Annotated in this window: 12 protein-coding genes; 9 read left to right on the top strand and 3 right to left on the bottom strand. The window is 71.0% G+C overall.

Going from position 1 to position 13,159, the window contains the following annotated elements; all coding sequences use genetic code 11:
- The first annotated feature begins 125 nt into the window (after positions 1 to 125).
- From GQQ92_RS14990 to ispG, 3 genes are all read left to right on the top strand, one after another.
- Positions 126 to 899: a CoA transferase subunit A gene (locus GQQ92_RS14990; protein ID WP_157000110.1), complete on the top strand. Its 774-nt coding sequence runs from the start codon at positions 126 to 128 to the stop codon at positions 897 to 899.
- A 1-nt stretch (position 900) separates the two neighbouring features.
- The gene (locus GQQ92_RS14985; protein ID WP_197738282.1) at positions 901 to 1,536 is read left to right on the top strand and encodes a CoA transferase subunit B; all 636 of its coding nucleotides are present in this window, start codon (positions 901 to 903) and stop codon (positions 1,534 to 1,536) included.
- A gap of 93 nt (positions 1,537 to 1,629) precedes the next feature.
- Positions 1,630 to 2,760, top strand: a complete 1,131-nt coding sequence (ispG, locus tag GQQ92_RS14980; protein ID WP_157000158.1) for a flavodoxin-dependent (E)-4-hydroxy-3-methylbut-2-enyl-diphosphate synthase — start codon at positions 1,630 to 1,632, stop codon at positions 2,758 to 2,760.
- Positions 2,761 to 2,815: 55 nt separating this feature from the next.
- On the opposite strand, the gene GQQ92_RS14975 is transcribed toward ispG, so the two are convergent.
- A complete protein-coding gene (locus GQQ92_RS14975) occupies positions 2,816 to 4,078 on the bottom strand; it encodes an FAD-dependent oxidoreductase (RefSeq protein ID WP_157000109.1) in 1,263 nt (420 codons plus the stop codon).
- Between the two features lie 256 nt (positions 4,079 to 4,334).
- Here GQQ92_RS14975 and GQQ92_RS14970 point away from each other — a divergent pair, with 256 nt between their 5' ends.
- The 3 genes from GQQ92_RS14970 to GQQ92_RS14960 all read left to right on the top strand — a co-directional run bounded on the left by GQQ92_RS14970 (position 4,335) and on the right by GQQ92_RS14960 (position 8,480).
- Positions 4,335 to 5,867, top strand: a complete 1,533-nt coding sequence (locus tag GQQ92_RS14970) for a hypothetical protein (RefSeq protein ID WP_157000108.1) — start codon at positions 4,335 to 4,337, stop codon at positions 5,865 to 5,867.
- Positions 5,868 to 6,071: 204 nt separating this feature from the next.
- The gene (locus GQQ92_RS14965; protein ID WP_157000157.1) at positions 6,072 to 6,650 is read left to right on the top strand and encodes a PadR family transcriptional regulator; all 579 of its coding nucleotides are present in this window, start codon (positions 6,072 to 6,074) and stop codon (positions 6,648 to 6,650) included.
- A 63-nt stretch (positions 6,651 to 6,713) separates the two neighbouring features.
- Entirely contained in the window at positions 6,714 to 8,480 is a 1,767-nt protein-coding gene (locus GQQ92_RS14960; RefSeq protein WP_157000107.1) for a proline--tRNA ligase, read from the top strand.
- A 15-nt stretch (positions 8,481 to 8,495) separates the two neighbouring features.
- Here GQQ92_RS14960 and GQQ92_RS14955 read toward each other — a convergent pair whose 3' ends face one another.
- Both GQQ92_RS14955 and GQQ92_RS14950 read right to left on the bottom strand, forming a co-directional pair.
- On the bottom strand, positions 8,496 to 9,305 hold the full coding sequence (locus tag GQQ92_RS14955; RefSeq protein ID WP_157000106.1) for a DUF1206 domain-containing protein: 810 nt from the start codon (positions 9,303 to 9,305) through the stop codon (positions 8,496 to 8,498).
- An 83-nt stretch (positions 9,306 to 9,388) separates the two neighbouring features.
- The gene (locus GQQ92_RS14950) at positions 9,389 to 10,894 is read right to left on the bottom strand and encodes an alanine/glycine:cation symporter family protein (RefSeq protein WP_157000105.1); all 1,506 of its coding nucleotides are present in this window, start codon (positions 10,892 to 10,894) and stop codon (positions 9,389 to 9,391) included.
- A 109-nt stretch (positions 10,895 to 11,003) separates the two neighbouring features.
- Between GQQ92_RS14950 and nusA the strand changes: the two genes are divergently transcribed.
- The 3 genes from nusA to GQQ92_RS14935 all read left to right on the top strand — a co-directional run.
- Entirely contained in the window at positions 11,004 to 12,002 is a 999-nt protein-coding gene (gene nusA / locus GQQ92_RS14945; RefSeq protein ID WP_157000104.1) for a transcription termination factor NusA, read from the top strand.
- Positions 12,003 to 12,047: 45 nt separating this feature from the next.
- Entirely contained in the window at positions 12,048 to 12,311 is a 264-nt protein-coding gene (locus GQQ92_RS14940) for a YlxR family protein (RefSeq protein ID WP_157000103.1), read from the top strand.
- An 83-nt stretch (positions 12,312 to 12,394) separates the two neighbouring features.
- On the top strand, positions 12,395 to 13,159 hold a 765-nt coding region (locus GQQ92_RS14935), incomplete at its 3' end, for a translation initiation factor IF-2 N-terminal domain-containing protein (RefSeq protein ID WP_197738281.1).

Genomic DNA, 13,159 nt, shown 5'->3' with positions numbered 1-13,159 from the left:
GGAGACTCCTTCGTCGGGGTTGGCGGTGCGCTGGTTCCATCCTACGATTCGGTTAGGGAGCATTCACCGGATTCACGAAGTCCGCGGTGGGGCATCCGTCATCGAGTCGACGAGGAGGTCGTGACATGGCACTCGACAAGGTCGTGCCCAGCGCAGCGGAGGCGGTGGCCGACATCCGCTCGGGGGCGAGCCTCGCCGTCGGCGGATTCGGGCTCTGCGGCATCCCGATGGTGCTCATCGACGCGCTCCTCGCGAGCGGCGTCGACGAGCTCAGCGTCGTCAGCAACAACTGCGGCGTCGACGACTGGGGGCTCGGCGTGCTGCTCGGGGCGGGACGCATCCGCAAGATGACCTCCTCGTACGTGGGCGAGAACAAGGAGTTCGAGCGTCGGTACCTCTCGGGCGAGCTCGAGCTCGAGCTCACGCCGCAGGGCACCCTCGCCGAGAAGTTGCGCGCGGGCGGCAGCGGCATCGCGGCCTTCTTCACCCAGACGGGGGTCGGCACGCAGGTCGCGGAGGGCGGGCTCCCGCAGCGCTACGCGCCCGACGGCTCGATCGCGGTCGCGAGCCCGGCGAAGCCGGTGCAGACCTTCGCGTTCGGCGGCAGCGACCGCGAATTCGTGCTCGAGGAGGCCATCACGACCGACTTCGCCCTCGTGCACGCCCTGCGCGGCGACCGCCACGGCAACCTCGTGTTCGACAAGTCCGCGCGCAACTTCTCGCCCCTCGCGGCCATGGCCGGCCGGGTCTGCGTCGCGCAGGTCGAGCAGCTCGTCGAACCGGGCGAGCTCGACCCGGACGCCGTGCACCTGCCCGGCATCTTCGTCGACCGCGTCGTCGTGGTCGGCCCCGACATCGAGAAGCGCATCGAACGCCGCACCGTGAGCGAGGAGGCCTGAGATGGCGCTGACCAGGGTCGAGATGGCCGCCAGGGCCGCGCAGGAACTCGTCGACGGCTCGTATGTCAACCTCGGCATCGGCCTGCCCACGCTCGTGCCGAACCACGTGCCCGACGGCGTCGCGGTCGTGCTCCAGTCCGAGAACGGCATCCTCGGCGTCGGACCGTACCCGCGCGCGGCCGACGTCGATCCCGACCTCATCAACGCCGGCAAGGAGACCGTCACCGTGCTGCCGGGCGCGGCCTACTTCGACTCGGCGACGAGCTTCGGCATGATCCGCGGCGGCAAGGTCGACGCGGCGATCCTCGGCGCCATGCAGGTGTCGGCCGCGGGCGACCTCGCGAACTGGATGATCCCGGGCAAGATGGTGAAAGGCCCGGGCGGCGCGATGGACCTCGTGCACGGTGCACGCCGCGTGATCGTGCTCATGGAGCACGTCGCGAGGGACGGCTCGCCGAAGATCGTGCACGAGTGCTCGCTGCCGCTGACCGGCAAGGGGGTCGTCGACCGGATCATCACCGACCTCGCCGTCATCGACGTGACGCCCTCGGGGCTCGTGCTCGTCGAGTGCGCGCCCGGCGTCGGCGTCGACGAGGTGGTCGCGGCGACGGAGCCCCCGCTGATCTCCGGACGCTGAACGGGCGTGCCCGGGCTCCTGCGGCATCCGCTTCGCAGCCTTCGCCCGACCGGGCGGAACTAGACTGGCACCGTGCCTGCTGTGAATCTCGGAATGCCGAACGTCCCCGAAGTCCTGGCCCCGCGACGCAAGTCCCGCCAGATCAAGGTGGGCAAGGTGCTCGTCGGCGGCGACGCCCCCGTGAGCGTGCAGTCCATGACGACGACGCCCACGACGAACATCAACGCGACCCTCCAGCAGATCGCCGAGCTCACGGCATCCGGCTGCGACATCGTGCGCGTGGCCGTGCCGAGCCGCGACGATGCCGAGGCGCTGCCGATCATCGCGAAGAAGAGCCAGATCCCGGTCATCGCCGACATCCACTTCCAGCCGAACTACGTGTTCGCCGCGATCGACGCCGGCTGCGCCGCGGTGCGCGTGAACCCGGGCAACATCCGCAAGTTCGACGACCGGGTCGGCGAGATCGCCGCCGCGGCGAAGGCGGCCGGCGTCTCGCTCCGCATCGGCGTGAATGCCGGTTCGCTCGACCCGCGCCTGCTCGAGAAGTACGGCAAGGCGACGCCCGAGGCGCTCGTCGAGTCGGCGGTCTGGGAGGCCTCGCTCTTCGAGGAACACGACTTCCACGACTTCAAGATCTCGGTCAAGCACAACGACCCCATCGTCATGGTCAAGGCCTACCGGCTGCTCGCCGAGCGCGGCGACTGGCCCCTGCACCTCGGCGTGACCGAGGCCGGACCCGAGTTCCAGGGCACCATCAAGAGCGCCACCGCGTTCGGCATCCTGCTCGGCGAGGGCATCGGCGACACCATCCGCGTCTCGCTCTCGGCGCCGCCCGCGCAGGAGGTCAAGGTCGGCCTGCAGATCCTGCAGTCGCTGAACCTCCGCGAGCGCAAGCTCGAGATCGTCTCGTGCCCGTCGTGCGGCCGCGCGCAGGTCGACGTGTACAAGCTCGCGAACGACGTGACCGACGGACTCGAGGGCATGACCGTGCCGCTGCGCGTCGCCGTCATGGGCTGCGTCGTGAACGGCCCCGGCGAGGCGCGCGAGGCCGACCTCGGCGTGGCATCCGGCAACGGCAAGGGCCAGATCTTCGTCAAGGGCGAGGTCATCAAGACCGTGCCCGAGTCCGAGATCGTGCAGACGCTCATCGAAGAGGCGAACCGCATCGCCGACGAGATGGGTGCCGATGCGCCGGTCGGCAGTCCGCAGGTGCTCACTCCGTAGCCGGCGGATCCTGCCCGAGCCGGCTGCTCCCGGCACGCTGTTCGGCCTCGGCGCCTCAGGCCGGCGGAACGAGCAGACGGAGCCGCTCGCTCCGCGGTGCGAGGGCCTCCGCGACCGTGACGGCCGAGCGCACCGCGCTCTCATGCGAGTCGGCGTCGTGCATCGCGAGACCGGCGAGCCAGAGTCCGTCACGGCCCTGCAGGTCGCGTAGCCGCGCCTGAGCGTCGAAGTACGCCGGCGTGATCTTGCCGTGCTCGTAGGTGACGAGCGCGTACAGCGGCTCGGGGAGTTCGCGATCGAAGGTGACCCAGCTTTTGAAGACGCGGGCGCCGAGGCGCGGGTTCCAGACGGTGAGCGAGCTGTGCTCGCCGTCCCAGCGGGCGTTCACGACCGACCAGGATGCCTCGTGCCGGGGCATGAGCCTGCGGTCGCCGTGCACCGCGATGGTGGTCTCGAACGTCTCGAACCTCGCCAGCTGGTCTGCGACGGGCTCGAGCCCGTCGACGTCGGCGAGCAGCGCGCGGGCGCGACGCGGGTTGCAGGCCAGCACGATCGCGTCGAACGCATGCGCGCTGCCCGAGGCATCCGTGGCCTGCCAGATCCCGCGCTGGCGCTCGACGCGCGCGACCTCGGCATCGAGTCGAACGTCGGTGCGTGCGAGTTGGTCGGCGAGGGCGTCGACGTAGACCCGCATTCCGCCCGGGATCTCGCTCTGCTCGGGGGCGCGGAGCCCGCTCGAGGCGTTCGCGCCGAGGTAGTACAGCGCGTTGTAGGCGGCGAACCCGAGGAACTCGGCCCGGTCGACGCACCAGAACGCGAGCAGCAGCGGCAGCAGGAACTCGTCGACGAAACGCTTCGGGAGCCGCGACCGCTCGAGGTACTCGGCGACGGTGACGGCGGTGTCGCGGCGAGCGAGGAACCCGGGCAACGCGTCGAGGAAGCGCCGGAATCGGAGCAGCGTACGGAGCGAGGCGGGCGCGAGCGACGGCAGGATCGGCGTGCGGCCACGGAACGGCGGCATCGCGATCGGATGCTGGTCGCGCGTGTCGTACACGGTGAGCGTGGCGGCGTACGACGCGCGCGTCACGCCGAGCGCGTCGAGCAGCCGGTTGAACGTCGCGTAGTTCGGGCCGGGGGAGAAGAACGCGAATCCGACATCGACGTGCACATGGTGACCGGATGCCTCGACGACGCCGACCGTGTGCGCGTGGCCGCCGAGGCGGGGCTCGCGTTCGAGGAGCGTGACGTCGTGGTGCTGTTCGAGGAGCCAGGCCGCGGTGAGGCCGGCGGCCCCACCGCCGATGACGCCGATCCTCATCGGGGCGACGGGGGTTCGGGCGGCCGGGTGTGCACGCGCTCACCCTAGCGCGGTGAGGTGCGCGGGAACCCGCTCGGGTCCGGGCTGGCCCGGGGGTGCAGGCCATGAGGGCGAACGAGGGCGCCTCCTGATCCCGTCGCACCGACCCGTCCCTACGGTGGCGGTGTGCTCGGGACGCCGCGCGAGTCAGCACCCCGTTCAGAGCATGAACCCGATGATCGTCGTCGAACGACGACCGACTGAACGGAGTCCTGCCATGTCCATAGCCACACGTTCGCGCCTCGGTCTCGGCCTCGCGGCCGGTGCCGCGGTCGCCGCGGTGAGCCTGATCCTCACGCCGCTGGCGGCCATCGCCGACGACGCAGCGGAGCCGGTCGCCGTCGAGGCGCCCGCGGCAGCCGAGCCCGCTCCGGCGCCCGCTCCCGAGCCGGCCGCCGAACCGGCGACCGATCCCGCGCCCGAACCGGAGCCCGCGCCCGAGCCGGCCGCCGAGCCGGAACCGGCGCCCGCGCCGGAACCGCCGGCCGTCGTGATCGCCGATCCCGGCACCACGGCCGAGGACGCGCTCGCCGAAGCCGTCGACGAACCGACGGTCACGCTCTTCGCGGCGCCGGCGCCGGCCGCTGCGGGCGACGCGGCCGCCCCTGCTGCCGCTCCGGCCGCGGCCGCCGCCCCGGCTCCCGGGGATCCGTGCTACCCGGCCGTCTGCATCGACAACGGCACGATCCTGCTCGCGGTGAATCCGACGGGCGAGCTCAACACCTACGACGGCACGGGCTCGGCCGCCGGTCCCGGCGACGTCGGGCTGAACTACCTGCCGACGAACCACGATGCGACCTCGCCCGGATGCCTCTGCGAGGGCTGGGGCGTCGCCGATCCGGCATCCGGGATCTGGGGCGGGGCGAACCTCGACACCGAGGGCGCCGGCGGCACGAACCTGACCGTCGAGTCCTTCGAGACGACGGCGAGCACCGCCAACTCTGTCGTCATCGTGAGCGACGCCGACCGGCCCGTCTTCCGGGTGACCCACGAGTACGTGCCCTCGCCCGCGACGCCCAACCTGTACCAGGTGAACGTGACGATCGAGAACCTCACGGGCGACACGATCGCCACGGTGCAGTACCGCAGGGTGATGGACTGGGACATCGAGCCGACCGCCTTCTCGGAGTTCGTGACGATCGACGGCGGCACCGCGAGTGCGCTGCGGTACACGAGCGACGACGGGTTCGCGAGCCCGAATCCGCTCTCGGGGCCGAGTTTCCTGAACTTCGAGGGCAACGCGGTCGACAACGGTCCCGCCGACCACGGCGCGCTGTTCGACTTCGCGTTCGGGCCGCTCGCCGCCGGGCGCTCGCTGAGCTTCGTGATCTTCTACGGAGCCGCGGCGAACGAGGAGGAGGCCCGCAGGGCGCTCGCGGCGGTCGGCGCCGAGGCGTACTCCTTCGGACAGAGCGACCTCGACCCGACCACGGGCACGCCGAACACGTTCATCTTCGCGTTCGGCAAGATCGGCGGCCGTGCGATCTTCGAGGCTCCGGTGCCGGCGGCGCCGAACCCCGAGGCGCCGGCGCCGACGGTCGGCGAGCCGGCCGCGCCTGCGGCGCCCGTCGCGGTCGTGGTGCCCGCATCGGTGGCCGAGGCCGCCGTCGCCGACGACACGATCGAGGCTGCGCCGACGCTCGCGTCGACCGGCGTCGAGTCGGGTGCGCTCGTCTGGATCGCCCTCGCGGTGCTGCTGGCCGGTGCCGGCGCGCTCGGTGCCGGCGCGCTGCGCCGGGTCAGGGGCTGATCTTCCGATGACGGCGGATGTCGGCGACGAGCGAGTCGCCGGCATCCGCCGTTCTGCGCGTCGGGTTGACGAGAACGTATTAACGATATATCGTTGACGCATCACAGAACTTCTGTGAGTGATCTTGTCAACGAAAGGAGTTCGCCCATGACTCGCGAACACTTCACCGAAGCAGACCTCCGGGCGGCCCGACGGCACGCCCGCATGTCGCGATACACGAGCGGCGAAGCCCGCTTCCACCACGCCCCCGAGTTCGGGCACCCGCACCGCGGGCCCGGCGCCTGGGGCGACCCGTTCGTCGGCGGCCCCGGTTTCGGCCCGGGCTTCGGCGGTCGCGGCGGTCGCCGCCGCTCCAAGGGCGATGTGCGGGCGGCGATCCTCTCGCTGCTCGCCGAGGCGCCCGCCAACGGCTACGCCATCATCAAGGCCGTCGCCGAGAAGACCGAGGGCGCCTGGCGTCCGAGCCCCGGTTCGGTGTACCCGACCCTGCAGCAGCTCGTCGACGAAGACCTCATCGTCGCCGTCGGCGAGGGCCGCAAGACCGAGTTCGAGCTCACCGACGAGGGCCGCGCCTACGTCGCCGAGCATGAAGAGGAGCTCGCCGGCGCCTGGGCCGCCCTGCCCAAGCCGAGCGAGTCCGCGACGGAGCTCTTCCAGGCGATCGGCAAGCTCATGGGCGTCGCCGGGCAGTTCCGCCACGGCGCCACCGACGAGCAGCGCGCCGCAGCCGCGGCGAAGATCGACGAGACCCGCAAGGCGCTCTACCTGATCCTCGCCGAGTAGGCCGAGTGCGGGCCATCGGGTCCGTGCGCGCGTGGGCATCCGACCGGCTCCTAGACTGGTCGGGTGCCCACACGTCTTTCCAACTACTTCCTCCGCACCCTCCGCGAAGACCCCGCCGATGCCGAGGTGGCCAGCCACCGCCTGCTCGTGCGCGCCGGATACATCCGCCGTCAGGCCCCCGGCGTGTTCGCGTGGCTGCCGCTCGGCCTGCGCGTCAAGGCGAAGATCGAGGCGATCATCCGCGAGGAGATGACGAACGCGGGCGCCCACGAGGTGCACTTCCCGGCACTGCTGCCGCGCGAGCCCTATGAGGCGACGAACCGCTGGACCGAGTACGGCGACGGCCTCTTCCGCCTGCAAGACCGCAAGGGCGCCGACTACCTGCTCGCCCCGACGCACGAAGAGGTCTTCACGCTGCTCGTGAAAGACCTCTACAACTCGTATAAAGACCTGCCCCTGTCGATCTACCAGATCCAGGACAAGTACCGCGACGAGGCGCGCCCCCGCGCCGGCCTCCTGCGCGGCCGCGAGTTCACCATGAAGGACGCCTATTCGTTCGACATCTCCGACGAGGGCCTCGACGCGAGCTACCAGGCGCAGCGCGACGCGTACGAGCGCATCTTCACCCGCCTCGGCCTCGAGTACGTCATCGTCAAGGCGGATGCCGGCGCCATGGGCGGCTCGAAGAGCGAGGAGTTCCTGCACCCGACCGTCGTCGGCGAAGACACCTTCGTGCGTTCGGCCGGCGGCTACGCCGCCAACGTCGAGGCGTTCACGACCGTCGCGCCCGAGCCCACGCCCATCGACGGCCTGCCCGACGCCGAGGTCTTCGACTCGCCGAACACGCCCACCATCGCCACGCTCGTCGACCTCGCGAACGCGAACCACCCCCGCCCCGACGGGCGCGAGTGGACCGCCGCCGACACCCTGAAGAACGTCGTGCTCGCCCTCGTGCACGTCGACGGCACGCGCGAACTCGTGATCGTCGGCCTGCCCGGCGATCGCGAGGTCGAGATGAAGCGCATCGAGGTCGCGTTCGCGCCGGCCGAGGTCGAGCCCGCCACCGAGGCCGACTTCGCGAAGCACCCGGGCCTCGTGAAGGGCTACATCGGCCCCTGGTCGCCCGACGGCGCCGTGCTCGGCGAGGCGTCGACCACCGGCATCCGCTACCTCGTCGACCCCCGCGTGGTCGACGGCACCGAGTGGATCACGGGCGCGAACCTCGACCAGAAGCACGTCTTCGGGCTCATCGCCGGCCGCGACTTCGTCGCCGACGGCACCATCGAGGCCTCGAACGTGCTGCCCGGCGACCCCGCGCCCGACGGCTCCGGCCCGGTCGAACTCGCCCGCGGCATGGAGATCGGCCACGTGTTCCAGCTCGGCCGCAAGTACGCCGAGGTGCTCGGGCTCAAGGTGCTCGACGAGAACGGCAAGCTCGCGACCGTGACCATGGGGTCCTACGGCATCGGCGTCACCCGCATCCTCGCGATCATCGCCGAGGGCAACAACGACGACAAGGGTCTCGTCTGGCCCGCCTCGATCGCGCCGTTCGACGTGCACGTCGTCGCGACCGGCCGCGACCAGGTCGCGTTCGATCTCGCCGAGCAGCTCGCGGGCGACCTCGAGCGGGCCCGACTCGAGGTGCTCTACGACGACCGCCCCAAGGTCTCGCCCGGCGTGAAGTTCGGCGACGCCGAGCTCATCGGCGTGCCGCGCATCCTCATCGTGGGGCGCGGCGCGGCCGACGGCGAGGTCGAGCTCTGGGATCGCCGCACGGGCGAGCGTCAGACGCTGCCGGCCGCCGATGCGGTCGCCGCGCTCGTCGGCTGAACCGCGACGCGCCGATCAGTCCTCGGCGTAGCGCGCCCGCGCGAAGCAGTAGACGCCGTAGACGATGAGCCCGGCGCCGACGAGCCACAGGATCGCCTGCCCGAACGGCAGGGCCGCGAGGCTCTTCAGTGCGGCGTCGAGGCCGCCGGCCTGCTCGGGGTCGTGCGTGAACGCGGCGACCCCGAACAGCACGCCGACGACGGCGACGGCGATGCCCTTCGCGACGTAGCCGACCGTGCCGAGCACGCGCACCCCGTCGCCGACCTTGCCGGCCGGGAGCGACAGGTGGCGGGCGAAGCGGCGGCGAACGCCGCTCACGATGAACGCGACGCCCACGCCGATCGTGACGAGCCCCACGAGCACGAGCAGCACCACGCCGCCCGGGGTCGCGAGCAGGGTGGCGCTGAACGAGGACGTCGACTCCGACGAGTCCGAACTCCCGCCGAGCGCCGAGACGAGGGCGGTGACCCCGATCGCGATGTAGGCGGCGGCGGTGCCGAGCTCCTTGACGCGTCGGCCCCACTTCTTCTTCGCGTCGGAGTCCTGCTCGAGGAACGCCTCGACCACCTGCCACAGCGCGAGCGCGAACATGCCGAGCACGATCACCCAGAGCACGACGACGCCGAACGGCACACGGGCGATCTGATGCATCGCGCCGCTCTGGTCGGCATCGCCGCCGCCCGCGCCGACCGCGACCGAGACCGCGATCGCGCCGATGACGACGTGCACGAGTCCGAGCACGACGTAGCCGGCCCGGGCCAGGATGCGGAAGGTCCGCGAGCGCTGGGCGGCGCTCGCGGTGGACTTGAGGGTGTCGGGAGCCATCGGCACAGCGTATCCACGCGGAGGGCCCGTGTTCGCCCCCTTGCGCGGTCGGCGCTCGGGCGGTACGGATGCCGCGGCGGCGCTCAGTCCTCGCGGTGCAGGTGGTCGCGGTGCTTGTCGGCCTGGTGATGCGCGACCGACACGTCGATGGGCCCCGTGACCGAACGCTCGTCGACCCAGCACTCGATGCCCGAGACGCCCGGCAGCAGGTCGCGCGTGAAGACCGGGTCACGCCCCTGGCGCCGCTGATGGCTGTAGTCGCGGAGGAGCTTGAACGCGACGCCCGAGAGCAGGCCGATCGCCACGAGGTTCACGATCGCCATCAGCCCCATCATCGAGTCGGCGAAGTTCCAGATCAGATCGGCGCCCGCGATCGAGCCGACGAAGATCGCGACGACCACGAGCAGCCGGTAGCCGGTGAGCACCGCAGGTCGTGCGGTGATGAACTCGATGTTGGATTCGCCGTAGTAGTAGTTGCCGAGGATGGAGCTGAACGCGAGCAGGAAGATCACGATCGAGAGCAGCACGCTCGCCCAGGAGCCGAGGTTGGCGATGATCGCGTCCTGCGTGAGCCCGATGCCGGGCGCCGCGTCCGCGAGGTCGGGATCGGAGACCAGGATGATGAACGCGGTGATCGAGCAGATGAGGAAGGTGTCGAAGTAGACGCCGAGCGTCTGCACGAGGCCCTGCTTGACCGGGTGGGTCACGGCCGCGCTCGCACCGGCGTTCGGCGCCGAGCCGAGGCCGGCCTCGTTCGAGAACATGCCGCGCTTGACCCCGGTCATGATGATCGTGCCGAGCGTGGCGCCGACGACCTCGTTGAACCCGAACGCCTGGCTGAAGATCGAGGCGAACACCTCGGGCAGCCGGGTGATGTTCATCGCGACGATCACGAGGCCGATGAGCAGGTAGATGAGGGCCATGAGCGGCACGACGGCCTGCGTGACCGAGGCGATGCGCCGCACCCCGCCGAAGACCACGAGTGCGGTGAGCGCCGCGAGCACGACGCCGATGGCCCAGGGGATCCAGTCCGCGCCGCCGTCGGGCGCGACGGTCGTCGAGACGGTCGCGCTGATGGTGTTCGCCTGCAGCGACGAGAACGCGAAGGGGAAGCAGACGATCAGGATGACCGCGAAGAGGATGCCGGCCCAGCGGGCCTTCAGGCCGCGCTCGATGTAGTACGCCGGGCCGCCTCGGAACCCGTCGGCGTCGCGCACCTTGAAGAGCTGCCCGAGCGTCGACTCGACGAAGCTCGACGCGCCGCCCACGAAGGCCATGAGCCACATCCAGAAGACCGCGCCCGGCCCGCCGATCGCGATCGCGGTGCCGACGCCGGCGATGTTGCCGACGCCGACGCGGGACGCCGCCGAGATGGTGAACGCCTGGAACGCCGAGACCGATTGCGGTTCGCCCGACTCGTCGCGCGGCGTCTTGTCGGTGAGGGTCCGGAACATCTCGGGGATGAGCCGGAACTGCACGACCCCCGATCTCGCCGTGAAGTACAGTCCGAGCAGCACCACCACCGGCAGCACGATCCAGGTCCAGAGCAGGTCGCCCGCGGCGAGCACGAAGTCGTTGACGGCATCCATGGGGTCAGCATGGCAGGAGCATGGATGTCGCGGCCCCGCGACATCCGCTAATCTAGAGAGTCGCCCGCAAGCAGGTGCGGCACTGAGAGCTGAATAGAGGAGGCCGGCGATGGATATCGACCTCAGCGTGCTTCGCATGATGGAGCGCGAGAAGGAGATCCCGTTCGATGAACTGGTGCAGATCATCGAGCAGGCCATTCTCATGGCCTACCTGAAGCACACGAACCCCGGCCAGCACGGTCACGCGAACCCCGAGGGTGCGCGTGCCGAACTCGATCGCAAGACCGGCCACGTCTCGGTCTACGTGCCCGAACTCGACGAAGAGGGCAACGTCATCGGCGAGGCCGAAGACAGCCCGAGCGACTTCGGCCGCATCGCGGCCTTCGCCGCCAAGCAGGTCATCAACCAGCGCCTGCGCGACCTGGCCGACGACGCCGTGCTCGGCGAGTTCCGCGGCCGCGAGGGCGACATCGTCGCCGGCGTGATCCAGCAGGGGCCGAACCCGCGCATGATCCACATCGACCTCGGCACCGTCGAGGCGATCCTGCCGCCCGAAGAGCAGGTGCCGGGCGAGGAGTACCCCCACGGGCAGCGCATCCGCGTGTACGTCACGAGCGTGTCCAAGGGCGCCAAGGGGCCGTCGATCACGGTGTCGCGCACCCACCCGGCGCTCGTGCGCAAGCTCTTCGCGCTCGAGGTTCCCGAGATCGCCAACGGCGTCGTCGAGATCGTCTCGCTCGCCCGCGAGGCCGGTCACCGCACGAAGATCGCCGTGCGCGCCAACCAGCCCGGCATCAACGCCAAGGGCGCCGCGATCGGCGAGCTCGGGCAGCGCGTGCGCGCCGTCACCGCCGAGCTCGGCGCCGAGAAGATCGACATCGTCGACTACTCCGACGACCTCGCCACGTTCGTCGCGAGCGCGCTCTCGCCCGCCAAGGTCACGAGCGCGTTCGTCATCGACGAGTCGACCCGCGCCGTGCGCGCGCTCGTGCCCGACTACCAGCTCTCGCTCGCGATCGGCAAGGAGGGCCAGAACGCCCGCCTCGCCGCGAAGCTCACGGGCGCGAAGATCGACATCCAGCCCGACTCGGTCCTCGAGTCGAACTGACGCCGGACGCCGGCATCGGTCGGCGCTCAGCCTCGGAGGTGTAGGATGGAACCCGTCAGAACGTGCATCGGATGCCGTTCGCGCGCTCCACGATCCTCACTTCTGAGGGTCGTCTCCCAGAACTCCCACGTCGTGGCCGATGTCGCGGCCGTGCTTCCGGGCAGAGGCGCGTGGCTGCATCCGACACCCGAGTGCTATCAGCTCGCCGTTCGGAAGCGCGCCTTCGGGCGCGCGCTCCGCATGCGCGGCGAGGTGGACACCGGCAACGTAGAGAACAGGCTGAACCCACAAGTGATGACCAATGAGTGACAACTGATGAGCGGCTCGAAATGAGTCCCGTCCGCCATTGATGGTTCGCCCCTGTCCGGGGTCGGACCCGGAACAGGAGAGAAGTGGCTGCCAAACCACGCGTACACGAGATCGCATCCGAACTCGGTGTCGACAGCAAGATCGCCCTTGAGAAGCTCAAGGAGATGGGCGAGTACGTCAAGGGACCCTCGTCGTCCATCGAACCCCCCGTCGCGCGCCGCCTGAAGGCCGCGCTCGAAGCGGCCGGCGCCGCGGCGAACGCCGCCGCGCCCGCCGCACCCGCGGCCCCCGCACGTCCGGCCGCGGTCAAGCCCGGCCCCAAGCCGGCGCCGAAGCCCGTCGCCGCGCCCGAGGCCGCTGCCGAGGCGCCTGCACCCGCAGACGTCCCGCTGACCGTCGCCGAGCGCCAGGCCCAGGCCGAAGAGCGCGCGGCGCAGGCCGCCGCCGAGAAGAAGGCCGCCGCCGAGAAGCCCGGCGACGCCCCCGCGGCGCCCGAGGCCGCCGACGCGGTGAAGCCCGGTGCCCCGAAGCCCGGCGGCTCCGCACCCCGTCCCGGTGCTCCGCGTCCCGGCGCCTCGCGTCCGGGCAACAACCCGTTCTCGAGCGCGCAGGGCATGGGCCAGCGCCCCGCCCAGCCGCGCCCCGGCAACAACCCGTTCTCGAGCGCGCAGGGCATGGGCCAGCGGCCCAGCCCGGGCAACATCCCGCGCCCGCAGGCACCCCGTCCCGGCTCGCCCCGTCCCGGCGCCCCGCGTCCGGCCGGTGCCGGCGGACGTCCCGGCGGCGGCGGCTTCCAGCGCCCCGGCGGCGCAGGCAGCGGTGCTCGTCCCGGCGGCGGCGGCTTCCAG

The organism is Agromyces terreus, assembly GCF_009749465.1.
Taxonomy (GTDB): Bacteria; Actinomycetota; Actinomycetes; order Actinomycetales; family Microbacteriaceae; genus Agromyces; species Agromyces terreus.
The sequence above is the reverse complement of the archived record's forward strand: the minus strand, read 5'-3'. Positions and strand labels throughout refer to the sequence as shown.

What these genes read in the sequence shown, in the direction of transcription:
- GQQ92_RS14990 (WP_157000110.1), top strand. Translation starts at nt 126, where the DNA reads ATGGCACTCGACAAGGTCGTGCCCAGCGCAGCGGAGGCGGTGGCCGAC.
- GQQ92_RS14985 (WP_197738282.1), top strand. Translation starts at nt 901, where the DNA reads ATGGCGCTGACCAGGGTCGAGATGGCCGCCAGGGCCGCGCAGGAACTC.
- ispG (WP_157000158.1), top strand. Translation starts at nt 1,630, where the DNA reads ATGCCGAACGTCCCCGAAGTCCTGGCCCCGCGACGCAAGTCCCGCCAG.
- GQQ92_RS14975 (WP_157000109.1), bottom strand. Translation starts at nt 4,078, where the DNA reads ATGAGGATCGGCGTCATCGGCGGTGGGGCCGCCGGCCTCACCGCGGCC.
- GQQ92_RS14970 (WP_157000108.1), top strand. Translation starts at nt 4,335, where the DNA reads ATGTCCATAGCCACACGTTCGCGCCTCGGTCTCGGCCTCGCGGCCGGT.
- GQQ92_RS14965 (WP_157000157.1), top strand. Translation starts at nt 6,072, where the DNA reads ATGTCGCGATACACGAGCGGCGAAGCCCGCTTCCACCACGCCCCCGAG.
- GQQ92_RS14955 (WP_157000106.1), bottom strand. Translation starts at nt 9,305, where the DNA reads ATGGCTCCCGACACCCTCAAGTCCACCGCGAGCGCCGCCCAGCGCTCG.
- GQQ92_RS14950 (WP_157000105.1), bottom strand. Translation starts at nt 10,894, where the DNA reads ATGGATGCCGTCAACGACTTCGTGCTCGCCGCGGGCGACCTGCTCTGG.
- nusA (WP_157000104.1), top strand. Translation starts at nt 11,004, where the DNA reads ATGGATATCGACCTCAGCGTGCTTCGCATGATGGAGCGCGAGAAGGAG.
- GQQ92_RS14940 (WP_157000103.1), top strand. Translation starts at nt 12,048, where the DNA reads ATGGAACCCGTCAGAACGTGCATCGGATGCCGTTCGCGCGCTCCACGA.